This is a genomic window from Xenorhabdus vietnamensis (assembly GCF_002127535.1).
Classification (GTDB): Bacteria; Pseudomonadota; Gammaproteobacteria; order Enterobacterales; family Enterobacteriaceae; genus Xenorhabdus; species Xenorhabdus vietnamensis.
This window is the reverse complement of sequence record NZ_MUBJ01000008.1, coordinates 115,935-139,694: the sequence shown is the minus strand read 5'-3', so window position 1 is coordinate 139,694 and position 23,760 is coordinate 115,935. Positions and strand designations below refer to the sequence as shown.

Sequence of the window (23,760 nt, the reverse complement as noted above, 5' to 3'; positions counted from 1 at the left end):
ACTACCGACGGAGGGTGTTAACTCCGTCAAGTCTGAAGCAGTACGACGTTGATGTAAAAATGTATATGCAGGCCAGCCTTTTGGGCTGGTCATATCCAGAGCAACGAATATATACCCGATAGATTTCTAGTTTTATCGTGGCGGCAAGTGAATGAATCCCAGCAGCATAGTTCACTATGTGACAGGAAGAATAAGTGCAGTCAACAAAGAGACAACTCGAAAGATGAAGGGGATAGAAGGTAATTTACCTTTCTTAGATCAAAATATGGATAGAACATCATGAATTTACACGAGTATCAGGCAAAACAACTTTTTGCACGGTATGGTTTACCAGCACCAGCTGGCTATGCTTGTACCACTCCGCGCGAAGCAGAAGAAGCAGCATCCAAGATTGGTTCAGGCCCTTGGGTCGTTAAATGTCAGGTTCATGCAGGTGGTCGCGGTAAGGCTGGTGGTGTGAAAGTCGTCAGCAACAAGGAAGATATCCGTGCCTTTGCTGAACAATGGCTGGGTAAACGACTGGTAACTTACCAGACAGATGCGCAGGGGCAACCTGTCCATCAGATTTTGGTAGAAGGAGCAACCGATATTGCCAAGGAGCTGTATCTCGGTGCTGTTGTTGACCGCGGTACGCGTCGTGTAGTGTTCATGGCCTCTACTGAAGGTGGTGTCGAAATAGAAAAAGTGGCGGAAGAAACGCCCGAGCTGATTCATAAAGCAATTATCGACCCACTGTCTGGCCCTATGCCGTATCAAGGCCGTGAATTGGCGTTCAAACTCGGTTTGACTGGTAAACAAGTCGGTCAATTCACCAAGATTTTCTTGGGACTGGCAAATCTGTTCTTAGAGCGTGATTTGGCATTGGTCGAAATCAACCCTCTGGTGATCACAACTCAAGGTGATCTGATTTGTTTGGATGGAAAATTGGGTGCTGATGGTAATGCGATGTTCCGTCAGGCTGAACTGCGTGAAATGCATGATCCTTCACAGGAAGATCCACGTGAAGCTCAGGCTGCGCAATGGGAACTGAACTATGTTGCACTGGATGGCAACATTGGTTGTATGGTGAATGGTGCAGGTCTGGCAATGGGAACTATGGACATTGTCAAATTACACGGTGGTGCACCGGCAAACTTCCTTGATGTGGGTGGTGGTGCAACAAAAGAACGTGTTACTGAAGCATTTAAAATCATCTTGTCAGATGAAAATGTCAAAGCTGTTTTGGTCAATATCTTTGGTGGTATCGTCCGCTGTGACTTGATTGCTGACGGCATTATTGGTGCGGTGGAAGAAGTCGGAGTTAACGTACCGGTAGTCGTTCGTCTGGAAGGCAACAATGCTGAACTGGGCGCTAAAAAACTGGCAGACAGTGGTTTGAACATCATTGCAGCTACCAGTTTGACAGACGCAGCTAAACAGGCAGTAGCAGCAGCGGAGAATAAATAATGTCTATTTTAATCGATAAAAACACCAAAGTGATTTGTCAGGGTTTTACTGGCAGCCAAGGGACTTTTCACTCTGAACAGGCGATTGCCTACGGTACTCAAATGGTTGGTGGCGTAACACCGGGTAAAGGTGGTACTGAACATTTGGGATTACCTGTATTCAATACCGTACGTGAAGCAGTTGAAGCAACTGGCGCGACCGCTTCTGTTATCTATGTTCCGGCACCATTCTGTAAAGACTCCATTCTGGAAGCGATTGATGCAGGTATTAAACTGATCATCACTATTACGGAAGGCATCCCGACACTCGATATGCTGACAGTTAAGGTAAAACTGGATCAAGCAGGTGTTCGTATGATAGGCCCTAACTGTCCGGGAGTAATTACACCTGACGAATGTAAGATTGGCATCATGCCTGGTCACATTCACAAATCGGGTAAAGTGGGCATCGTTTCTCGTTCAGGCACTTTGACTTATGAAGCTGTTAAACAGACCACTGATGCTGGATTAGGACAGTCTACTTGTGTTGGTATCGGTGGTGACCCGATACCTGGTTCAAACTTCATTGATATTCTGAAACTGTTCCAGGAAGATCCACAGACAGAAGCGATTGTCATGATTGGTGAAATTGGTGGTACAGCCGAAGAAGAAGCTGCTGCTTATATCAAAGAACATGTGACTAAACCTGTTGTTGCTTATATTGCAGGTGTGACTGCACCTAAAGGTAAGCGTATGGGCCATGCTGGAGCGATTATTGCAGGCGGCAAAGGTACAGCTGATGAGAAATTTGCTGCACTTGAAGCTGCGGGTGTGAAGACTGTTCGTAGTCTGGCCGATATTGGCGATGCTGTAAAAGCGTTATTGGCATAAGAAACCCAAAATAAACTATTTTTATAGAAAAATTTATAGAAAAAGGCTGCCTTAGGGCGGCCTTTTATTTTTATTTATAATATTAACAGTAGGTTAGTTCATTTATAAGATGCGTTACTTTTCAGTTTAATTGAACTGGATTTTAGAAAAATCTATTTATTTGATTAATTAAATTAGAAACATTGAAAAAATATATTTTTTAAAGAATGAAAATGAAAAGTTAATTTTATAATGCTTTTTACAGCAAAAAATAAATTAAGACCCATGGCAAATAACAATTTATTAACACCCGGTAAACCATAATGAAATAATAGCTGTAAAGCTTAACAAAACAAGGAAAAAATTGACTAAAATCAATTTATTACTCTGGATTATATTCGCTAAAATTGATTAAATTGATCTAGTATATATAGATATTAATCTGGGAATTTATGGCGTTGTTGACCTATATTCAGGAATTCTAAGCTTAGTCACGTAAAATTTATTTATTGTATGTGAATATAGGCGTAATATTATTGTGATATCTATGAATTTTTGATTTTGTTAATAATTCATTATTATGTTTGAGGCATTTATTGCTGGTAGTTACGAGACTTTCGTTTTACGAAGTCGGGTTGCCGCAAGTCGGTGTCTTCCTGCTGGGAGCAAGGAGTCAAGATGTTTGATATTGTCGAACTGTCACGATTACAGTTTGCCTTAACTGCCATGTACCATTTTCTGTTTGTGCCATTAACGCTAGGTATGGCGTTTTTGCTTGCGATTATGGAAACGGTATATGTCCTTTCTGGCAAACAAATCTATAAAGATATGACAAAATTCTGGGGTAAGTTGTTTGGTATTAACTTTGCTCTGGGTGTCGCAACGGGCTTGACCATGGAGTTCCAGTTCGGAACCAACTGGTCATATTTCTCACATTATGTTGGTGATATTTTTGGTGCGCCTCTGGCCATCGAAGGTCTGATGGCATTCTTTCTCGAATCCACATTCGTTGGTCTGTTTTTCTTCGGCTGGGATCGACTGAGTAAGAAACAACACTTGGCGGTGACTTGGCTGGTTGCATTAGGCTCTAACTTCTCTGCATTGTGGATTCTGATTGCGAATGGTTGGATGCAAAACCCGATTGCGTCTGACTTTAACTTCGAAACCATGCGAATGGAAATGGTGAGCTTCAGCGAACTGGTATTTAACCCTGTTGCTCAGGTGAAATTTGTTCACACTGTTGCGGCTGGTTATGTGACAGGTGCCATTTTTGTATTGGGTATCAGCTCTTACTATCTGCTTAAAGGGCGCGATTTTGCGTTTGCCAAACGTTCTTTTGCAATTGCAGCAAGTTTTGGTATGGCTGCGATACTGTCTGTCATTGTTCTGGGTGATGAATCTGGGTATGAAATGGGGGATGTGCAGAAAACTAAATTGGCAGCAATTGAAGCAGAATGGGAGACTCAGCCGCCTCCTGCCTCATTCACGCTAATTGGTATTCCTGATCAGGACAAAATGGAAAATAAATATTCCATCCAAATTCCTTACGCCTTAGGCTTGATTGCTACCCGCTCCACAGATACGCCTGTCGTTGGTCTGCGTGACCTGATGAACCAGCATGAGCAACGTATCCGTAATGGTATCAAGGCCTATGAGTTACTGGAAGAACTGCGTTCAGGCAATATTGATCCAAATGTTCGCAGTGCATTCAACGAAAGTAAGAAAGATCTTGGCTATGGCATGCTTGTGCAGCGTTATACCCAAAATGTAACTGATGCAACAGAAGGACAAATTAAAGCCGCAGCGAAAGATTCTATTCCACGCGTAGCACCGCTCTACTTTGCATTCCGTATCATGGTGGCAGCTGGCTTTATTATGTTGCTGATTATCGGTTTGTCGTTCCTGAGCGTTCTCCGCAACCGTATCGGTCAACATAAATGGTTGTTGCGTGCTGCATTATTTGGTATTCCATTGCCGTGGATTGCCATTGAAGCTGGTTGGTTTGTCGCGGAATATGGTCGTCAGCCGTGGGCGATTGGTGAGGTGTTGCCAACTGCTGTTGCAGCATCAACACGCAGTGTAGGCGATCTGATTTTCTCAATGGTACTGATTTGTGGTCTGTACACTTTATTCTTGATCGCAGAAATGTTCTTGATGTTCAAATTTGCCCGTCTTGGCCCAAGTAGCCTTAAGACCGGACGTTACCATTTTGAACAAAAAACAGCTTCTTCAGCGAATAATATTGAGTAAGCAGGAGTCCACTTATGCTTGATTATGATGTATTACGATTTATATGGTGGCTGCTGATTGGTGTATTGCTGATCGGTTTCACAGTGACTGATGGTTTCGATATGGGAGTAGGTATTCTACTGAAAATCATTGGTAAAAATGATACCGAACGCCGCATCATGATTAACTCAGTCGCCCCGCACTGGGACGGTAACCAAGTTTGGTTAATTACCGCTGGTGGTGCTTTGTTTGCTGCATGGCCAACGGTATATGCTGCCGCTTTCTCTGGTTTTTATGTGGCAATGATTCTAGTCTTGGCTGCATTATTTTTCCGCCCGGTTGGTTTTGATTACCGTTCAAAACTAGAAAGCAGCAAATGGCGAAACATGTGGGATTGGGGACTGGTTATCGGTAGCTTTGTACCTGCATTGGTCATCGGGGTTGCATTTGGTAATTTGCTGCAAGGCGTACCGCTGGCTGTGGATTCTGGTCTGCGCGTTTCCTATGAAGGTTCGTTCTTTGGGTTGCTGAATCCTTATGGGTTACTGGCTGGTGTGATTAGCTTGATGATGATTGTGACGCAAGGTGCAACTTACCTGCAAATGCGCACAACAGGTGAATTACACCTTCGCTCTCGTACCGCGACTTATATTTGTGCAGCAATAACAACAGTTGCATTTCTGTTGGCAGGTATATGGCTAATCTACGGCATTGATGGCTATGTTGTAATAGGAGGGCTGGATGTTAATGCAGCATCTAATCCGTTGCATAAGGAAGTGGTTAAGCAGGCAGGTGCATGGCTGATCAATTTCAATAATTACCCGACTCTGTGGGCCATACCTGTGTTGGGAGTACTTCTCCCGCTGCTGACAATGTTGGCTACTTGGATAGATAAAGGTGCTTGGGCATTCCTGTTTTCATCATTGACAGTAGCTTGCATTATTCTGACTTCAGGTATTGCGATGTTCCCGTTCGTGATGCCATCAAGCCTTGATCCTAATGTCAGCCTGACCATGTGGGATGCGACATCCAGTCAGTGGACGTTGCAAATTATGTTTGTTGTTGCACTTATCTTTATTCCTATTGTTCTCTCTTACACCATCTGGTGTTATTACAAAACATTCGGACGTTTGGATAAGAACTATATTGAAAACAACAAACACTCACTGTACTAAGGAGCATAGGCATGTGGTATTTTGCTTGGATTCTAGGAACGCTCTTGGCTTGTAGCTTTGCTATCATTGCTGCTTTGGCACTTGAGCATAGTGAATCACAAAAAGTGTCTGAGAGTGACAAAAAATAATGTTGGCTGATAAATGCTACCAACTTATGGATAAGGGCCTGTTGAGGGCTCTTATCCTCATTATAGCCTTAACGCTTGCTGCATGTGTGTTTTGGGATCCTGCGCGTTTTGCAGCCAACACCAGTTCACTACAAATATGGCAAGGTATTTTATTGATCTGGGCAGTTTGTTCTGGTGTTACTTTTGGTGTCGGCTTCCACCCTAAACATATTCTCTGGCGTTTATTTTTTCATCCATTACCTGCATTTTTCATTCTTCTTTTTGGCTTATATCATTTCTTTAAGTAAACTAATTATAACTTTATAGGCCGGTGGCCTATAAAATTTTTTTATTAACAAGTCATTCCAAAGCGCTATTGTCTTAAGTATAGTGACAGCGTCAATTCGCCTGATTAGGATTATATGAGTAATATGTTATTCCGTTGGCCTATCCGTGTTTACTACGAAGACACAGATGCTAGTGGTGTGGTTTATCACGCTCGATATTTGGTCTTTTACGAAAGAGCTCGTACAGAGATGTTGCGTGAAAAAGGCTTCCACCAGCAGTATATGTTAGATGAACAAGTTGGCTTTGTTGTTAGTCGCATGGCGATTGACTATCGGAAACCAGCAAAATTGGACGATCAGCTGGTTGTTGAAAGCGAGGTTACGAATATCCGTGGCGCTTCTCTGACATTTATTCAACGGATTGTTGATTGCAATGGCGTAATTGTCAGTAGCGCAGAATGTTTGGTTGTCTGTGTGAATTCATCTCAAATGAAGCCTATTGCGCTTCCAAAGTCTATTGTCGCGGAGTTTAAGCAGTGACTGACATGAACATCCTTGATTTATTTCTTAAGGCAGGTTTCTTAGTGCAGCTAATCATGTTGATTCTGATTGGCTTCTCTATCGTCTCTTGGGCAATCATTATACAACGAACAAAGATTCTTAATGTTGCAAGCCGCGAGGCAGAAGCATTTGAAGATAAGTTTTGGTCTGGGATTGAATTATCTCGTCTTTATAAAGAAAGTCAGTCACGTCGTGATTCGTTAAGTGGTACTGAGCAGATATTCCATTCTGGATTTAAAGAATTCGCCCGTTTGCATCAGGCAAATAACCATGCACCAGAGGCTGTTATCACAGGTGCTTCCCGTGCCATGCGTATATCACTCAATCGTGAACTGGAAACATTGGAAAATCACATTCCATTTTTGGGAACGGTGGGTTCCATCAGCCCTTATATTGGTTTGTTTGGCACGGTGTGGGGGATCATGCATGCCTTTATTGCTCTGGGAGCAGTTAAACAGGCAACTCTGCAAATGGTTGCTCCGGGTATTGCTGAAGCTTTGATTGCAACAGCTATCGGCCTGTTTGCAGCAATTCCTGCGGTGATGGCCTATAACCGCCTGAACCAGCGTGTTAACAAACTAGAACAAATTTACGATAACTTTATGGAAGAATTTCTGGCTATTTTGCACCGTCAGGCTTTTGCTTCTAATGCCAGTAAGTCGTAATCGTAAGGGGAAATCAGCGAATGGCACGCACTCGTAGTCGCAGACGTGAGCTAAAATCTGAGATCAATATCGTCCCCTTGCTGGACGTGTTGCTGGTATTGTTGCTTATTTTTATGGCAACAGCACCGATTATTACGCAAAGCGTAGAAGTCGATTTACCTGAAGCGGTGGATTCGAAAACAGTTTCCAGCACTGATAATCCACCGGTCATTGTGGAAGTTTCCGGGGTAGGGCAATACAACATGGTTGTTAATCAGGAGCGTCTGGAATTGTTACCTGAACAGCAAATTGTTGCAGAAGCCCAAACCTTAATGAAAGCTAATCCGAAAACAATTTTCCTGATTGGTGGTTCTAAGGAAGTTCCTTATGATGAAATTATCAAGGCATTGAATATGCTTCATAAAGCGGGTGTAAAATCGGTGGGTTTAATGACTCAGCCTATCGGAGCCTGATAGAGGCTGTCACTTAAAGTTTCTGGATGTCGAGCGTGGGAAAGACAAGCGAGCAAAACAATAGGCTGAATCGCGCCATTATCATTTCTGTAATATTGCATATTATCCTGATCGGTTTTCTGATTTGGGGTTCTCTGGTGCAAAAAACGGAAATGGGTGGTGGTGGGCAAGGCGGCACTGTCATTGATGCTGTGATGGTTGATCCGAATGCTGTAGTTCAACAATATAATCAACAGCAGCAGCAACAGGCCAATGCCAAGTTAGCGGAACAACAGCGGAAGAAAAAGATTGAACAGCAAGCGGCTGAATTGCGTGCAAAGCAAGCGGAAGAACAGGAACGTTTGCAATTAGCTGAAGAAGAGCGGATTAAAGCACAGCAGGCGGCTGAAGTGCGGAAAAAACAGTCTGAGGCAGCGGCAGCTAAAGCCCGTGAAGAGCAAAAACAGGCGGAGGAAGCAGTTGCAAAAGCACAGGCAGAGAAAGAAAGGATCTTAAAAGAACAGGCTGAAGCTCGACAGAAAGCGGAAGCTCAGGCAAAGAAAGAAGCTGAAGAGGCTGCAAAACGTAAGGCAGTGGCTGAGGCAAAAGCTAAATCGGAAGCAGAAGCTAAGGCTAAGGCAGCGACAGAAGCTAAAGCAAAAGCTGAGGCGGAAGCTAAAGTGAAAGCAGAAGAAGAGGCTAAGGCGAAAGCAGAAGCTAAGGCCAAAGCTCAGGCTAAAGCGGAAGCAACAAAACGAACTCAAGAAGTCGATGATTTGTTAGGTGGATTGACATCTAATGCACCTAAGTCAGGGGGAGCGGCAGCGGCAGGAAAAGGTGGTGCTAAGAAAAGCGGCCCTTCTGATTCCGATATCAGTAATTACAAGGGGCAAATTCAGGCTGCGATCCAACATCATTTTCGTGATCCATCTCTGTATATCGGCCGTACTTGTGATTTAAATATAAAACTGGCACCGGATGGATTACTGATTGATATCAAAGCAGGGGCGGGTGATCCAGCTTTGTGTAGAGCAGCGCTTGCAGCGGCTAATCAGACAAAGAAGATGCCACGTCCACCAAGTAAAGAGATTTATGAACATTTCAAGAGTTTCACTCTAGACTTTAAGCCACAGTAAAGTAAATATTTAGTGTGAACGTATTATTTGTCAGATAAATCTTCGAATTATTTATATGTACAAACAAAATTATTAGATTTTATTTAGGTATCTAGTTTTGTTTGTTGGCGTTTGTTAGAATCCGGCGGATTATTGCGGGCATATAAAAGATCGCGATAAGGGAGAAATGATGAAGCAAACTTTTGAACAAATGTTTAAACAGAAGATTAGAATAATATTGGGCTTTCTGATGATGTGGGCTACGCTTGCTCATGCAGATGTTCGTATTGAAATTACACAAGGTGTTGATTCTGCTCGTCCTATTGGGATAGTCCCGTTTAAATGGTCTGGTGCAGGAGATGCTCCTGAAAATATTAGTTCAATTATTGCTGCTGATTTAAGAAACAGTGGAAAATTTAATCCGATTGATTCAAGCCGTATGCCGCAACAACCGACGATTGCCTCAGAGGTAACGCCTGGTGCGTGGTCTGCGCTTGGAATCGACTCAGTGGTTGTCGGACATATTCAGCCAAGTGCGGATGGTAAATTTCTTGTTTCTTATCAGCTTGTTGATGTTGCTGGTGCTCCGGGAACTGTGTTGGAACAAAACCAGTTCACAATTGAGAAAAAATGGTTGCGCTTTGCAGCACACACAGTCAGTGATCAGGTATTTGAAAAACTGACTGGCATTAAAGGTGCATTTCGTACCCGTATAGCTTATGTTGTCGTCAAAAACAGCAATGAAAGTAAATTCCCATATGAGTTGTATGTTTCTGATTATGATGGCTATAACCAAACTCGGGTACACAGTTCACCTGAACCACTGATGTCACCAGCATGGTCACCAGATGCTTCCAAACTTGCTTACGTTACGTTTGAAGGTGGTCGTTCTGCGTTGATTATTCAAACCTTGACAACAGGTGCTGTACGTCAGGTAGCTTCGTTCCCTCGTCATAATGGAGCGCCTGCATTTTCCCCAGATGGGACTAAACTTGCTTTTGCATTATCTAAAACAGGTAGTTTGAATCTCTACGTGATGGATTTAGCTTCAGGCCAAATCCGTCAGGTCACTGATGGCCGCAGTAATAATACTGAGCCAAGCTGGATGCCGGATAACCAAACATTGGTCTATACCTCAGATCAGGGTGGTCGTCCGCAGTTGTACAAAATTGATATTAATGGCGGTGCTCCACAACGCCTAACTTGGGAAGGGTCACAGAACCAAGATGCAGATGTTAGCCCTGACGGTAGTTTTGTCGTAATGGTTAGCTCGGCAAGTGGCAGTCAGCACATCGCCAAACAAGATCTGGCAACGGGATCTGTCCAAATTTTGACGGATACGTTTCTAGATGAAACGCCGAGCATCGCACCTAATGGCACTATGGTGATTTATAGCTCCACTCAAGGGTGGGGAACTATATTGCAGCTAGTTTCGACTGATGGGCGTTTCAAAGCGCGTCTTCCGGCTACCAATGGACAGGTAAAATCTCCTGCCTGGTCGCCGTATCTGTGATGCATAATAATATGTATGGCAAACTATAAAAGGATCAAAGAGATGCAACTGAACAAAGTGCTAAAAGGGCTGATGTTAGCTTTACCAATCATGGCCGTAGCAGCGTGTAGTACTAACAAAAATGGCAACAATGATCAGTCTGGTGTAGGCACTGTTGATAATTCTTCTAAATCAACAGGTCTGTCTGCTGAAGAATTAGCACGTCAGCAGATGCAAGAGCTGCAGAACAAAAACATCGTATACTTCGGTTTCGATAAGTATGATATCAACAGCGAATTTGCTCAGATACTGGATGCACACGCTGCATTCCTGCGTACTAGCCCATCTGTTAAAGTTACTATTGAAGGTCACGCAGACGAGCGTGGTACTCCGGAGTACAATATTGCTCTGGGTGAGCGCCGTGCGAACGCAGTGAAAATGTATCTGCAAGGCAAAGGCGTTTCTGCTGATCAGCTCGCTATCGTTTCTTACGGTAAAGAAAAACCAGCTGTACTTGGCCATGACGAAGCAGCGTACGCTAAAAACCGTCGCGCTGTAATCGTATACTAAGAGTAATGCATGAACAGTAACTTCAGACGTTATGTGTTGGGTCTGTCGTTATTGGTTGGCGTAGCGGCTCCTTGGGCCGCTACCGCCCGAGCGCCAATCAGTAATGTCGGCTCAGGCTCCACCGATGAGCGCCTCTCTCAATTAGAGCGTATTTCTGACGCTCACAGTCAATTATTAACCCAACTTCAGCAACAACTTTCTGATTCCCAACGTGATATTGATATGCTCCGTGGTCAAATTCAGGAAAATCAGTATCAATTAAATCAGGTTATTGAGCGCCAAAAAGATCTTTATCTGCAGTTGGATAAAATCACCAACCCATCAAGTGCAGAAAGTTCAGATTCAGAAAATCGTAATGTTGCTCCTTCGGCACAAGGTGATAATAAACAACCCGCCGCACCTGCGAGTACAGGAAGTGAAAAGGGTGACTACGATGCTGCCGTTTCTTTGGCTATCAACTCCAAAGAATATGATAAGGCAATTGCAGCATTTCAAAACTTTGTTAAAACCCATCCTAAGTCTAAGTACTTATCGAATGCTAATTATTGGCTAGGGCAATTAAATTACAACAAAGGCAAGAAAGACGATGCGGCTTATTATTTTGCCACTGTTGTGAAAGATTACCCTAAGTCACAGAAAAGCAGTGACTCCCTGTATAAAGTTGGTGTGATTATGCAGGAAAAGGGACAAAAAGCGAAAGCGAAAGCTGTTTATCAGCAGGTAGTTAAGCAATATCCTGGCTCTAATTCAGCAAAAATGGCCGAGAAAAAGCTTTCTGGGATGTAATAATTTTCCCCGAAAGGTCAAATATCGGTCTTTTGGGGAGTAATTGTTTTATTAATAGGCACTTAAGTGATTTTTCTAAAATAAATGTTGCACCATACTGAGAAATCAGTAATATATGCCGCCGTTGGCAGGGATAACTGTCAAACAGATTTAGATGGGTCGTTAGCTCAGTCGGTAGAGCAGTTGACTTTTAATCAATTGGTCGCAGGTTCGAATCCTGCACGACCCACCATCTAAATTTTCAATTCAAGCATATCCTTAGATGGGTCGTTAGCTCAGTCGGTAGAGCAGTTGACTTTTAATCAATTGGTCGCAGGTTCGAATCCTGCACGACCCACCATCTAAACTCTTAATCCAATCACATTCTTAAATGTACTTCTAAAATGTATTGTTAGCTCAGTCGATAGAGCAATCGATTTTTAATCAATTGGTTGGCAGGTTCGAGCCGAACGAAGCGAGACAACGGTTTTACATTTTTTCTACCTTATTATTTTAAAATCATTAAAATACTTAAAGATTTTTTTCTTTAAATTAGCTATTTTGTTTAATATGAAAAACATTAAAGCGCAAAAATAGCCTATTTGTTTTGTGATTTCACGTTTGTTGTATTGGTATACTAAACATTAATTATGGTAAGGATAAGAAATCATGGATTTTTTCAATATCAATAACATATTAGTACATATTCCATTAGGAACAGATGGTTATAACCTTTCATATATTGAAGCGATTGGTACGATAGCAGGTTTGTTATGTATTTGGCTTGCCAGTCAAGAGAAAATCATTAATTACCTATTTGGGTTAATTAATGTTTCACTATTTGCCATCATTTTTTTTCAAATTCAACTCTACGCCAGCCTCATGCTGCAAATCTTTTTCTTCGCAGCCAATATCTATGGTTGGTATGCATGGAGCCGAGTAAATGAGCAAAAACAAGTAGAGCTTAAAATTCGTTGGCTTAATCCCAAACAGGTGGCTATTGTTGCCGCGATTTCAATTCTTGCCATATTGATCATGACATTCAATATTGATCAAATATTTGGTTATATGGCGAAAGTCGTGGTGCTTGCTCTACAGGGAATGGGCTTTAATATCATTATGCCTGAGTTACAGCCAGATGCTTTCCCATTCTGGGATTCGGTTATGACGGTATTATCCATAGTGGCTATGATACTGATGACTCGTAAGCATGTAGAAAACTGGCTAATTTGGATCATTATCAATGTTATCAGCGTAGTGATTTATTATCATCAGGGCGTTCTGGCGATGTCGCTGCAATATATTATTTTGACAGGTATCGCACTAAATGGGGCTCGTCTATGGATCAAGGCTGTTAAGCCTACGGATAACGAACAAAATGTAAATTAAGGCTGCTCATCGGCCATAGGTAATTAATCTATCTATGGCCTGTTAATTGATATTTTTACTACAAAATCCTTTCTTCTTATCAGTCCATTTATTTGAATTAACATCATTTTTACGTTTAGTGAATTTTTATATAAAAAAAGTATCCCATTTTTACTCATAAAGATTATTTACAGCACAACGCCTAACAGTTAGATTGAGATCACAAAATTATTTCAAATAACTGTAAACACATTAGGTGAAAGGATAATGAATTACCAGAATGACGATATAAGAATAAGAAAAATAACGGAATTACTGCCACCAGTTGCATTACTCGAAAAATTTCCTGCGACAGAAGATAGTGCTATTACTGTTCGTAAGGCACGTAAATCTATCCATAATATTTTAATTGGTGGAGATGATCGTCTATTGGTAGTGATTGGTCCATGTTCAATTCATGATCCACAAGCGGCATTAGAATATGCAGAGCGCTTGAACAAATTACGTGAAGAATTGAAAGCTGATTTGGAAATCGTTATGCGGGTTTATTTTGAAAAACCTCGCACAACCATAGGCTGGAAAGGACTGATTAACGATCCAAACATGGATTGCAGTTTTGATATCAATGATGGATTACGTACTGCCCGTAATCTATTGCTTGATATTAATAATATGGGGCTACCTGCGGCAGGTGAGTTCCTTGATATGATTACCCCTCAATATTTGGCAGATCTCATGAGCTGGGGCGCGATAGGAGCACGTACAACAGAATCTCAGGTTCACCGTGAATTGGCATCAGGGCTGTCTTGTCCGGTTGGTTTCAAAAATGGCACGGATGGAACAATTAAAGTCGCTATTGATGCTATCAATTCTGCCAGCTCATCACACTGTTTTTTGTCTGTCACGAAATGGGGTCATTCTGCGATTGTTAATACGACAGGTAACCACGATTGCCATATTATTCTGCGTGGTGGCAAAGAGCCTAATTATAGCGCCAGTCATGTCAGTGCGGTTAAAGAAGAGCTGGGGAAAGCTGGTTTGGCTCCTCGCGTGATGATTGATTTCAGTCATGCAAATAGTGCGAAGCAGTTCAAAAGACAAATGAATGTATGTGTAGATGTCTGTGGTCAGATTGCAGACGGCGAAAATACAATCATTGGTGTTATGGTTGAAAGCCACTTAGTTGAAGGGAATCAAAGTTTGGAGAGTGGTGAGCCTTTGGTTTATGGTCAGAGTGTGACAGATGCTTGTATTGGTTGGGAAGATACAGAAATATTGCTGCGTCAGTTGTCTCAGGCTATCAAGAACCGCAGAAGCTAATTTGTTGTAAAAATGTTATGCAAAAGCCGGAAATCAGTCCGGCTTTTTTACATTCTTTCTGCGTGATCCTTGAGGATTACTTCGCTTTACCTTGATTTGCAACTGCCGCTGCTTTTGCCGCGATTTCATCAGCGTTGCCTAGGTAATAGTGTTTGATGGGTTTCATATTCTCATCAAACTCATAAACCAGTGGTACAGCAGTTGGAATATTCAGCTCAAGAATGGCTTCTTCGCTCATATTATCCAGATATTTCACCAATGCACGCAGAGAGTTACCGTGAGCAGCAATGATGATTTTTTCACCTTTTTCTACGCGTGGTTTGATTACTTCTTCCCAATAAGGAATAACACGCTCAATAGTTGTTGCAAGGCTTTCAGTTACTGGGAGTTCTTCTGGTTTCAGATTTGCGTAACGAGGATCGTGACCTGGGTAACGTTCATCATCTTTAGTCAAATCAGGAGGAGTAATCGCGAAACCACGACGCCACAATTTGACTTGATCATCACCATATTTAGCTGCGGTTTCTGATTTGTCCAGACCTTGCAATGCGCCGTAGTGACGTTCATTCAGTTTCCAGCTTTTTTCAACTGGAAGCCATTGCTGATCAACCTGATCCAGAATGTTCCACAAAGTGTGAATGGCACGTTTTAAAACGGAAGTGTAGGCGAAATCAAAAGTGAAGCCTTGTTCTTTCAGCAGTTGACCAGCTTGTTGTGCTTCAGAGCGGCCTTTATCGGACAATTCAACGTCAGTCCAGCCAGTAAAACGGTTCTCTTTGTTCCACTCGCTTTCTCCGTGCCTTACAAGAACCAGTTTAGTTACAGCCATAGCTTAAACTCCTATCAGTACTTTTTAATACGAAATGAAAAAATCGCTGCGGGCATTATATGGCGCGATAGACCAAAACGGCAAACAATAGTCTCGTATCTTCTGTTTTAAATCATGTTTGGTGACAATTGCATCGATGTATATTTAATTGGGGGAAGGAGATAGAAGGCAGCGTTTGATCTGAACTGTATCCTGGTGATGGAAGGCGACAATTCAGATCAAGTGGGATTCAGTTTAGTGCATGACTACCAATTTTATTGGATAGGTGAGAAACAGTAGGTGCATCAGGTTGAGTGAAAAATGGAAAGCAACAGCCACCCATAAACGACCACTCCACATCCATGTCAGGCCATAAATTAATCCTGCCAGTGTAGCGAAAATCATCAGCAAACTGCCACCAGCAAAATGGGCGCCACCAAAAATCAGTGAGGTGATAACAAGGGCTAAGTAAGGATTCATCCATTGACTTAACTTCTGCTGTATATAGCCACGAAACAGTGCTTCTTCAGCTAAAGAGACAAAGAAGATATTCGCGATGACAAAAGCAGGAAACCAATTAGGTAAATGAAGTTCAACGGATAATCCGCCCAATGCTGTTGCAAGCCCTAATAATGCCGGAATGGCTGCAATCAACAATGCCCAGCCATGAGGAGGTGCTTCAACCACAGGCTTTCGGGTGAACAAAGTAGGCATACAGAATATTAGGATGAATGGCAGCAGCGCTTTGTCAAAATTGAAATACATTGAAAAAGGTGCGCTTAGCGGGCCAACCTGTACTTTATCCAGATATTTAAGATTATGAAATCCTGGGATGTAATGCATAAACAGCAAAATACCACCGACGAGCAATAGCAACTCGATAATGATTTTGAAGGCGAAATATTTTTTGCTGTTTTTTTTACAATCACTATTTTTTTTACAATAAACGTGTACCACACCTAATAGAGTCATCACTGTCAGCGTGATTATAGCAGGGTAGGTAAGTATGTTAGTGCTGATCCCAGCAATGATAGCGAAGAGTGCGATGAAAAAAGCAATTTTCTGGCGACTATCTAAAAGAGCCAATGAAGCGGCAAGTAATGCCCAAGCCATATAATTCCCTATTATCTTTGAAAAAACCAATGAAATAGTCTAAAAATAGGCGGTGATTTTATAGTAATGGTTAAAGAATTCAAAAATAATAATAAAGAATATCAAAAAAATATCACTTGATTTTAGAAAGAATGATTGGATTGATCGATAACACTGGAACCCTCTCTATTAAGAGAGGGGTCACAGTAACATGCTGGATTGGGGAAGAGGCTTACAACAGCTCTAGAAAAATGCTTTCGGTTTCATACCGATAAATCTCACCATCAGGAACAAATCGCAGACGATGAGTAATGCACTTTGGTGCATCTTCTTGATGATGGGAAACAAACAGAAGCTGCGTATCACCATTAGAAATCATGATATCAATGAAGCGCAGAACTAACTGGCGGTTTAAGGGATCAAGCCCCTGCAAAGGCTCATCCAGAATCAATAACGCGGGGTGTTTTACTAGAGCACGTGCAATCAAAACAAGTCGTTGTTGTCCCCATGATAAACTATGAAAGGGACTAATTGCTGTTGAACCAGATAATCCCAATAATTCCAGCCATTGATCAGCTAATTGTTGCTGTCGATCAGAAACAGCTTGATAAAGCCCTATTGAATCGAAAAAGCCTGAAAGAATGACATTTCGGACACTGGTACTGACTCGGTAATCGAGATGAACACTGTTACTGATATAACCAATATGCCGTTTAATATCCCAGATTGTTTCCCCACTTCCCCGTTGGCGGCCAAATAATATTAACTCATTACTATAACCTTGGGGGTGATCGCCTGTAATCAGACTAAGGAGAGTTGATTTTCCTGCACCATTCTCACCAATGATTTGCCAGTGTTCATTAGGATTCACTTGCCAGTTCAAGTTGTGCAAAATGGGTTGGTCATTATATTGAACAACAACATTACGCATTGACACTAATGGTTGATCCGTTGGAAGTTGCTCTTCAGTCCGATATTCATCTGTTTCGGGAAGGTGAATATTTTTTAGATCCTCACTGTGTACCAATTGTGCCACGAGAGATTCTGCCAAAATGTGTTCTTTTTTCCCGGTCAACGTTAGATGGCAATCTGCCAGTACACCGACTTGTTCGACAAAATCAGGAATTTCATGGAAGCGGGTTAAAACCAGAGCTAAAGTAATGCCTTTTGCAGCCAGAGAATTTAATAACTGGATAAGTTGATTTCGCGCATAAGCATCTAGTCCATCAAAAGGTTCATCAAGAATAAGCAGGTCAGGATTTGCCATTAATGCCTGACACAGCAGAACCTTACGAACTTCACCCGTTGAAAGATATTTGAATCGTCGCGAGAGCAAATCCTTAATACCAAAATATTCGCTTAATTCAAGGCACAATTCATTATCTTTATGGTGAAGTTGAATGATAGCTGCGGCCGTACGTCCAGTATCCTCTTCTCCTTCACTGAGTAAGTCTGTATTGTTGCGTAGCCATTCTTCATCAATCAGCTTTTGCAATTGTTCAAAAGATAAACGCATTGGTGTATGAAACGAGCAATGACGTTCACCTGCCAGTTGAATTAGTTCATCTGACAGAGCACGAGCCAACGAAGATTTTCCACTGCCATTGGCACCAACAAAGGCCCAACTTTCCCCAGAAATAATTTTCAGTGACGGTAGCCGTAGGGTACGGGTGTCACTTAAACGGAAACTACCTTGCGTTATTTGCAATTCAGACATTCTTCTTCCTTTTTAAGCAACATCAACTAAAGAATCACCAGAAATAAGCGGAATAATGTTCAATGTCAATGTGTAGCTGTCTGTTATTCATTGAGGGGTAATAATTTTTGAAATCGATTGAAAATAGTCTTAACGGGGCATCATATTGCAAAGCATAGAAAGAATGTGGGGGAAGTGAAAGAGAAACAGAGATCCCCCTGACAGATAGGCTTACAGGGGGAGCACAGCTAGCATGGGAATTTAGCACAGAGTGGCAATAATCACTTTATCAGCATTGAAAAGAGCAGTGACAGAATCGTGAGACTGGAGCTGTAAACGCGATACTTCTTGATTAGATAACGTTACGCAAAGGGATTCACCGCCATCAAGTGTCAGAATAATTTCACTGAATTCTGCCCCTGCTTCAATGTGGTTAATTTGGCTGGATAGGACATTATCGAATGAAGCCGCAGGGACACGATCTTTAGTTAAGGTTATCCACGGAGCTTTAATTAACACCAGCACTTCTTTCCCTTCAATTAAATTCAGCCGATTTGCACTTTGTTCCGTTAAAGCCGCAGAGATTGATGTTTTACCATCGGCCAATAAAACACGCACATTTTGTTGAATATTTTCGTGGTTACGTTCAATGATCGTACCAAAAAATTGATTCCGGGCGCTGGTTTGTAACGAAAAGCGAGATATAGCAGTGAACAGGCTATCCAGTGGCTGAGAGCCTTCTTTCAGGGCATCAAACGCTTTTTGTTGAATTTTTTCCAGTAGATCATAAAGCTGCAACAGGCGTTCACCATAATGCGTAAGTTGGGCTCCACCACCGCCTTTTCCTCCTGTGGCGCGTTCTACCAATACCTCATCTGCGAGCTGATTCATTTCATTGATGGCATCCCAAGCACTCTTGTAGCTGATCCCAGCCTGCTTTGCTCCTTGGCTGATAGAACCAGTAATTTTAATCTGTTTAAGCAACTCAATTCGCCGGGGATCAGCGAACAGACGTTGTTGCAATTTCAGTGTTAATAATATTTGGGCTTGCATAGTGATTCATTTCGGGCAAATATTTGAAAGTTTTTATAACAGAATCATAAGAATCGCACGTTTCGTCGGTTACTGTTACTTTTTTATTGTCTAGAATAGCTAGATTAATGTCTGTGTCATATCTGGCTCAGGTACGATACTGTTAATTTGTTAGTCACTCAGGATATGAGGTTAGCATGTTTGAATTGCTTAAAAGTATGGGATTTGCGCTGATTATGGTTCCCGTAGTGATGGCTGCTATTTTGGCGTTGATTTACGGGCTTGGGGGATTGTTTAATATTATTTCTAAAAGTGAAACGAAAGGTATTGAACGATAGTTTTGGCCTCACTCTATCTGGTTTCTTCTCCATAGGCCCGTATATCCTGGATTCAGATCACTGATAAACCCTGTTCGAAACAACAGGGTTTGTTTTTTTCATTATATTATCCCGGCAAGAACACCTACCTTTTTCCTCTACGGTATTAGATCCATTTGACGCGTCTCTTTCCCCAACCAAATCACTGTCACTACCGCTACCAGAATTGAAGCACAGAACAGGGCGAAGATCAGCGAAACTGAGGCATTTATCGCCACCAAATAACCAACCATCAGTGGGCCAAGAATACCACCGATTCGTCCAATCGCCGCAGCCATGCCTGCACCAGTTGCCCGGATTGCTGTCGGATATTGCTCAGGAGTGTAAGCATAAATTGCACCCCAGGCACCAAGGTTGAAAAATGACAGCAAAATGCCAAAAATCAGAAGCTGAGTAACACTGTCAGCCGCGCCGAAGAAATAGGCCGAGACAGCCGTTCCTATCAGATAGCTTGTCAGAACGAATTTGCGTCCGCAGCGCTCAATTAGCCAGGCAGCTGTAAAATAGCCAGGAAGTTGAGCCAGAGTCATGATTAACACATATTGGAAACTTTTTACCAGACTAAACCCTTTAAGTATTATCACGCTTGGCAACCACAGAAATATGCCATAGTAGGAAAACACCACGCAGAACCATAGAACCCACAGCATAATAGTCGCCCTACGGTAGTCCACTGACCATACCGCTTGTATGTTATTCACAATTGAGGGACGTACTTTCTGGGTAGACATTTGTGTATAGCGAGGCGAATCAGGTAGATGTATACGCAGGTAGATAGCGTAAAACGCGGGTAACGCGCTTAACAGCATTGCAACGCGCCATCCATAATTGGGAATAATAAAATAGGCAATCAATGCTGCTGCCAGCCAGCCAAAGGCCCAAAAGCTCTCCAGTACCACAACCATGCGTCCGCGCTCATGGGATTCCACGCTTTCAGACACCAATGTTGATGCCACTGGTAGTTCACCGCCCAGTCCCATGCCTATGATAAAACGCAGTACAAGTAATGCTGTGAGTGTAGAAACTAACGCTGTTAACCCACTACCAATGCTAAACAGCAGCAATGTGACGATAAAAGCCGATTTTCGCCCTGTTTTGTCAGCCATCACACCAAAGAAAAAAGCGCCAACTGCCATGCCGATCGAGTTAATACTGCCTATCCATCCCAGCTGTTGTGCGCTCAGCCCCCAGTCTTGTTTTAGTGCAGCGAGTAAAAATGATAGAAGTCCGATATCCAGTGCATCAAACATCCATCCCAAGCCAGCAATTGTCAGTAGTCGATGTTTAGTGATGCCTTTTTGCATTAGTGTCTTTTGTGAGGGAGTTGTATGTGACAATTGTTAGTCCTTATGATGTATGCAAAAAAGACTGAGTACTGTTTTCAGAGAGCCAATACACATCAGAAATTAAGTAACACAATTTTCAGTGAATTAATGTACATTGCTGCGGCACTTATTACCATATGATATAGCAGCACATGGCACTATATATAAAGTCTTTATACAGCACCTTTTTATATCAATATCACATTAATAAGTTTTATCTACTTAATTACTGATGGTTGCGATTGAATTTTTTTATGTTTTGCATTGCAACCTTTACATTGAATTAATATAAAAGCTAAAACTGGCTCACAACTTGCCGATTAATCTTAGAATAGCATTTTCATTTAACGTTGTATCTTGCTATATACAACGCACCATATTGATTATCTTAGGTGAATGTAAAATGAAAAAGAAAGTTTATCAGTTTCTGACAGGGGCTGTGGTCTCTTGTGCGCTTGTTGGAAACGTCTGGGCAACAGATAAAGTGACGGTTTTTGCGGCTGCTTCATTAACTAATGCACTTGATGATATTGCGGCACAGTACAAAAAAGAAAAACAGGGAGATATTGTTGCTTCTTACGCTTCATCTTCGACACTGGCTCGTCAGATAGAGCAGGGAGCACCTGCGGATATTTTTATTTCTGCCGATCAGCAGTGGATGAATTACGTCACTGATAAACAATTAATTGTTGAGAATACCCGTCATACCTTATTGGGTAACCAGCTTGTACTGATAGCTCCCAAAGGGAGCAAATTAGACAAAATTGACATCAACCGAGAAACAAAATGGAAATCTTTACTAGCGGGAGAGCGCTTAGCTGTTGGCGATCCTGATCATGTACCAGTTGGTATTTATGCCAAAGAATCGCTGCAATATTTGAATGCATGGGAGACAGTCAGTCCGCTTATGGCGCGTACTAACAACGTACGTAGTGGCATGGCGCTGGTGGAACGTGCTGAAGCCCCGTTGGGCATTGTTTATGGTTCTGATGCCGTTGCCAGCAATAAGGTGAAAGTTGTGGGTGTTTTCCCACCGGAAAGCCATAAACCGGTGGAATATCCGATTGCAATAATCAAAGGCCATGAAAAACAGGCTGTTCATGATTTTTATGATTATCTTAAAACCCCTGAAGCCGCTGCAATTTTTAAACGCTACGGTTTTAGTCCTCTGTAGGAACTGATCTTTTGGAGATGTTAAGTGAATATGAATGGCAGGCAATTTTACTGAGCTTAAAAATCTCAGGGATTGCTGTGTTATTCAGTTTGCCATTCGGGATATTAATGGCATGGATGCTGGCTCGTTGCCAGTTTTTTGGGAAATCCCTGCTTGACAGCATTATCCATTTGCCACTGGTATTACCACCGGTGGTAGTGGGATATCTGTTGCTCATCAGCATGGGGCGTCGTGGAGTAATTGGTGAATTCCTTTATGGCTGGTTTGGTGTCAGTTTTGCATTTGATTGGACAGGAGCGGCGTTAGCTTCGGCTGTCGTGGCTTTTCCGCTGATGGTCAGAGCCATTCGGTTATCGCTGGAGAGCATAGATCGGCGTTTGGAACAGGCTGCTCATACATTGGGAGCGAGTTCGCTTAAAGTCTTTTTCACCATTACCCTGCCGCTATCATTACCCGGCATCATTGTTGGTGCGGTATTGGCATTCGCCCGATCGTTGGGGGAATTTGGAGCAACCATTACTTTTGTTTCGAATATTCCGGGGGAGACCCGCACTATTCCCCTTGCCATGTACACCTTGATAGAAACACCAGGTGCGGAAACAGCCGCAGCCCGTCTGTGCGTAATTGCAATTGCATTGGCGCTGATTTCATTGATGCTTTCCGAATGGCTGACACGTTGGGGGAGAAAACGTTTGGGGGCAGCATGTTAGAACTGGATTTTGAGCAGCGTTTGGGTGAGCTGCACATGCAGGTTGATACTACATTGCCAACAGAAAGCATTACCGCCATATTTGGACTTTCGGGGGCAGGAAAAACCTCATTGATCAACGTTATTGCGGGATTGAGTCATCCACAAAAGGGCCGCATTGTTTTAAACGGGTCCACCTTAGTGGATACAGAACACAATATCTTTCTACCACCAGAAAAGCGCCGAATTGGTTATGTTTTTCAGGATGCACGCCTTTTCCCGCATTATCGTGTGAAGGGAAACCTACAATACGGTATGGTGCCAGAAATGAAACCGCAGTTTGACACCATTATTGGTTTGTTGGGGATTGAACATTTACTGTCACGTTTTCCCATCACATTATCTGGTGGAGAAAAACAGCGGGTAGCGATTGGTCGTGCATTACTGACAGCCCCTGAGATCTTGCTGATGGATGAACCATTGGCATCATTAGATTTACCACGTAAACGTGAGTTATTACCCTATCTAGAAAAACTGTCTGAAGATGTCAAAATCCCGATTCTGTATGTAAGTCACAGTTTGGATGAAATTTTACGCTTGGCAGATAATGTTATCGTCATGGACAAAGGAAAAATCAGGGCGACAGGGACTTTGGAAGACGTTTGGTCGAGCAGTGCACTACGTCCGTGGCTGCAGAAAGAGAGTCTTGGCAGCATACTGAAAGTATTTGTCATGGAACACCATCAGCGTTATCAAATGACCGCAGTAGCGGTAGCTGACAAAATTCTTTGGCTACCACAAACTAATGCCTCTCCGGGAACTGATTTGCGTATCCGCATTGATGCATCAGATGTTTCCTTAGTTTTGGAGCCACCAAAAGCCAGTAGCATCCGTAACACTTTGCAAGTAAAAGTCATTGAGGTTTTTGAAGAGCATGGTCAGGTTGATGTTAAATTGGCACTGAGTGAACATAGCTTATGGGCGAGAATTACACCTTGGGCGCGGGAAGAGCTTAATCTGCGGGTAGGGCAATGGCTGTATGCACAAATAAAGAGTATTTCTTTAAATCGTCACTTATGAGTATGTAGTAGGGAACTATATACGTAGGAAATGATACACATAGATATTTATGTATATAGGGAGTGGGAGTGCAGCAGTGAGCCATTTCATGACTGATTCACTGCCACTT

The 23,760-nt window shown here is 42.4% G+C and carries 24 protein-coding genes and 2 tRNA genes; 21 read left to right on the top strand and 5 right to left on the bottom strand.

Annotated elements, in window-relative coordinates:
* Nucleotides 1-279: 279 nt before the first annotated feature.
* The 17 genes from sucC (at nt 280) to aroG (ending at nt 14,379) form a co-directional block, all read left to right on the top strand.
* Nucleotides 280-1,446 (top strand): ADP-forming succinate--CoA ligase subunit beta, encoded by a 1,167-nt coding sequence (gene sucC / locus Xvie_RS09595; protein WP_086109103.1) that lies wholly within the window; start codon nt 280-282, stop codon nt 1,444-1,446.
* Nucleotides 1,446-2,315: a succinate--CoA ligase subunit alpha gene (gene sucD / locus Xvie_RS09590; RefSeq protein WP_086109102.1), complete on the top strand. Its 870-nt coding sequence runs from the start codon at nt 1,446-1,448 to the stop codon at nt 2,313-2,315. The genes sucC and sucD overlap by 1 nt, the downstream gene beginning before the upstream one ends.
* 657 nt (nt 2,316-2,972) lie before the next feature.
* A complete protein-coding gene (cydA, locus tag Xvie_RS09585) occupies nt 2,973-4,544 on the top strand; it encodes a cytochrome ubiquinol oxidase subunit I (protein WP_086109101.1) in 1,572 nt (523 codons plus the stop codon).
* A 14-nt stretch (nt 4,545-4,558) separates the two neighbouring features.
* On the top strand, nt 4,559-5,698 hold the full coding sequence (gene cydB / locus Xvie_RS09580; RefSeq protein WP_086109100.1) for a cytochrome d ubiquinol oxidase subunit II: 1,140 nt from the start codon (nt 4,559-4,561) through the stop codon (nt 5,696-5,698).
* Nucleotides 5,699-5,709: 11 nt separating this feature from the next.
* Nucleotides 5,710-5,826, top strand: coding sequence for a cytochrome bd-I oxidase subunit CydX (gene cydX, locus Xvie_RS09575; protein ID WP_086109099.1), 117 nt, complete (start codon nt 5,710-5,712; stop codon nt 5,824-5,826).
* Entirely contained in the window at nt 5,826-6,113 is a 288-nt protein-coding gene (ybgE, locus tag Xvie_RS09570; RefSeq protein ID WP_086109098.1) for a cyd operon protein YbgE, read from the top strand. The genes cydX and ybgE overlap by 1 nt, the downstream gene beginning before the upstream one ends.
* A 114-nt stretch (nt 6,114-6,227) precedes the next feature.
* On the top strand, nt 6,228-6,632 hold the full coding sequence (ybgC, locus tag Xvie_RS09565; protein WP_086109097.1) for a tol-pal system-associated acyl-CoA thioesterase: 405 nt from the start codon (nt 6,228-6,230) through the stop codon (nt 6,630-6,632).
* Nucleotides 6,629-7,318, top strand: coding sequence for a Tol-Pal system protein TolQ (gene tolQ, locus Xvie_RS09560; protein WP_086109096.1), 690 nt, complete (start codon nt 6,629-6,631; stop codon nt 7,316-7,318). Before ybgC ends, tolQ begins: the two co-directional genes overlap by 4 nt.
* A 20-nt stretch (nt 7,319-7,338) precedes the next feature.
* Nucleotides 7,339-7,770, top strand: coding sequence for a colicin uptake protein TolR (tolR, locus tag Xvie_RS09555; protein WP_086109095.1), 432 nt, complete (start codon nt 7,339-7,341; stop codon nt 7,768-7,770).
* 35 nt (nt 7,771-7,805) lie between these two features.
* Nucleotides 7,806-8,885 carry a cell envelope integrity protein TolA gene (gene tolA, locus Xvie_RS09550; protein ID WP_167376256.1) on the top strand — a complete coding sequence of 360 codons (1,080 nt, stop codon included), beginning with the start codon at nt 7,806-7,808 and terminating at the stop codon, nt 8,883-8,885.
* A gap of 190 nt (nt 8,886-9,075) precedes the next feature.
* Complete coding sequence (gene tolB / locus Xvie_RS09545; protein ID WP_086109136.1) at nt 9,076-10,377, top strand: Tol-Pal system beta propeller repeat protein TolB; 1,302 nt, start codon at nt 9,076-9,078, stop codon at nt 10,375-10,377.
* A gap of 42 nt (nt 10,378-10,419) precedes the next feature.
* On the top strand, nt 10,420-10,926 hold the full coding sequence (pal, locus tag Xvie_RS09540; RefSeq protein WP_086109093.1) for a peptidoglycan-associated lipoprotein Pal: 507 nt from the start codon (nt 10,420-10,422) through the stop codon (nt 10,924-10,926).
* Nucleotides 10,927-10,935: 9 nt separating this feature from the next.
* Nucleotides 10,936-11,712, top strand: a complete 777-nt coding sequence (gene cpoB, locus Xvie_RS09535) for a cell division protein CpoB (RefSeq protein WP_086109092.1) — start codon at nt 10,936-10,938, stop codon at nt 11,710-11,712.
* A 156-nt stretch (nt 11,713-11,868) separates the two neighbouring features.
* A tRNA-Lys gene (locus tag Xvie_RS09530) sits at nt 11,869-11,944 on the top strand.
* A 32-nt stretch (nt 11,945-11,976) separates the two neighbouring features.
* Nucleotides 11,977-12,052, top strand: a tRNA-Lys gene (locus Xvie_RS09525).
* A 308-nt stretch (nt 12,053-12,360) separates the two neighbouring features.
* Nucleotides 12,361-13,080 carry a nicotinamide riboside transporter PnuC gene (gene pnuC, locus Xvie_RS09515; protein WP_086109091.1) on the top strand — a complete coding sequence of 240 codons (720 nt, stop codon included), beginning with the start codon at nt 12,361-12,363 and terminating at the stop codon, nt 13,078-13,080.
* 246 nt (nt 13,081-13,326) lie between these two features.
* On the top strand, nt 13,327-14,379 hold the full coding sequence (gene aroG / locus Xvie_RS09510) for a 3-deoxy-7-phosphoheptulonate synthase AroG (RefSeq protein WP_086109090.1): 1,053 nt from the start codon (nt 13,327-13,329) through the stop codon (nt 14,377-14,379).
* 76 nt (nt 14,380-14,455) lie between these two features.
* Here aroG and gpmA read toward each other — a convergent pair whose 3' ends face one another.
* The 4 genes from gpmA to modE all read right to left on the bottom strand — a co-directional run bounded on the left by gpmA (nt 14,456) and on the right by modE (nt 19,028).
* Nucleotides 14,456-15,208, bottom strand: coding sequence for a 2,3-diphosphoglycerate-dependent phosphoglycerate mutase (gene gpmA, locus Xvie_RS09505; RefSeq protein ID WP_086109089.1), 753 nt, complete (start codon nt 15,206-15,208; stop codon nt 14,456-14,458).
* A 234-nt stretch (nt 15,209-15,442) separates the two neighbouring features.
* Complete coding sequence (locus tag Xvie_RS09500) at nt 15,443-16,300, bottom strand: CPBP family intramembrane glutamic endopeptidase (RefSeq protein ID WP_086109088.1); 858 nt, start codon at nt 16,298-16,300, stop codon at nt 15,443-15,445.
* A gap of 211 nt (nt 16,301-16,511) precedes the next feature.
* A complete protein-coding gene (modF, locus tag Xvie_RS09495) occupies nt 16,512-17,996 on the bottom strand; it encodes a molybdate ABC transporter ATP-binding protein ModF (RefSeq protein ID WP_086109087.1) in 1,485 nt (494 codons plus the stop codon).
* Between the two features lie 240 nt (nt 17,997-18,236).
* Entirely contained in the window at nt 18,237-19,028 is a 792-nt protein-coding gene (modE, locus tag Xvie_RS09490) for a molybdenum-dependent transcriptional regulator (RefSeq protein WP_086109086.1), read from the bottom strand.
* Nucleotides 19,029-19,204: 176 nt separating this feature from the next.
* On the opposite strand from modE, the gene Xvie_RS09485 reads away from it, so the two are divergent.
* Nucleotides 19,205-19,345, top strand: a complete 141-nt coding sequence (locus tag Xvie_RS09485) for an AcrZ family multidrug efflux pump-associated protein (RefSeq protein ID WP_086109085.1) — start codon at nt 19,205-19,207, stop codon at nt 19,343-19,345.
* 137 nt (nt 19,346-19,482) lie between these two features.
* Here the strand turns inward: Xvie_RS09485 and Xvie_RS09480 are convergent, their stop codons facing one another.
* Nucleotides 19,483-20,688: an MFS transporter gene (locus Xvie_RS09480; RefSeq protein WP_086109084.1), complete on the bottom strand. Its 1,206-nt coding sequence runs from the start codon at nt 20,686-20,688 to the stop codon at nt 19,483-19,485.
* 424 nt (nt 20,689-21,112) lie between these two features.
* Between Xvie_RS09480 and modA the strand changes: the two genes are divergently transcribed.
* Genes modA through modC form a run of 3 tightly spaced genes read left to right on the top strand, consistent with a single transcriptional unit; the run spans nt 21,113 to nt 23,651 of the window.
* Nucleotides 21,113-21,883, top strand: coding sequence for a molybdate ABC transporter substrate-binding protein (gene modA, locus Xvie_RS09475; RefSeq protein WP_086109083.1), 771 nt, complete (start codon nt 21,113-21,115; stop codon nt 21,881-21,883).
* Nucleotides 21,884-21,900: 17 nt separating this feature from the next.
* Nucleotides 21,901-22,593, top strand: coding sequence for a molybdate ABC transporter permease subunit (gene modB / locus Xvie_RS09470; RefSeq protein ID WP_086109082.1), 693 nt, complete (start codon nt 21,901-21,903; stop codon nt 22,591-22,593).
* The gene (gene modC / locus Xvie_RS09465) at nt 22,587-23,651 is read left to right on the top strand and encodes a molybdenum ABC transporter ATP-binding protein ModC (protein WP_167376258.1); all 1,065 of its coding nucleotides are present in this window, start codon (nt 22,587-22,589) and stop codon (nt 23,649-23,651) included. Before modB ends, modC begins: the two co-directional genes overlap by 7 nt.
* The last annotated feature ends 109 nt before the right edge of the window (nt 23,652-23,760 follow it).